Raw genomic sequence first — 320 nt, 5'->3', positions numbered from 1 at the left:
CCATGTCGCCGCGCTTGCCCGTGACGGCGCGGCCAAGGCGGTCGAGAACCTGCCGCTGACCTTCATCTTCTCGCGTCCCGATGGCGTCGAGGACCGCCGCATCGTCAGCGACGGCGCCTCGGCCGGCGGCCACGCCGTCGACCTGCCGCTCGAAGCCAACGCCATGCGCGGCACATGGTCGGTGTCGATCCACACCGACCCCAAGCAGCCGGCGGTTGCCAGCCAGATGTTCCTGGTCGAGGACTTCGTGCCGGATCGCATCGAGTTCGACATGAAGGCCGACAAGCAGGAGATTGCGCGGGGCGAAACCGCCAACATCA

At 67.8% G+C, this 320-nt stretch carries 1 protein-coding gene; it reads left to right on the top strand.

Annotated features, from left to right (window positions below):
- Positions 1-320 (top strand): MG2 domain-containing protein (locus tag EN807_RS33905; RefSeq protein WP_135938045.1); only part of this gene is annotated, 320 nt, incomplete at both ends.

Origin of the sequence: Mesorhizobium sp. M5C.F.Ca.ET.164.01.1.1, assembly GCF_004792125.1 — a bacterium.
Taxonomy (GTDB): Bacteria; Pseudomonadota; Alphaproteobacteria; order Rhizobiales; family Rhizobiaceae; genus Mesorhizobium; species Mesorhizobium wenxiniae.
This window is presented reverse-complemented; position numbering and strand designations above follow the sequence as displayed.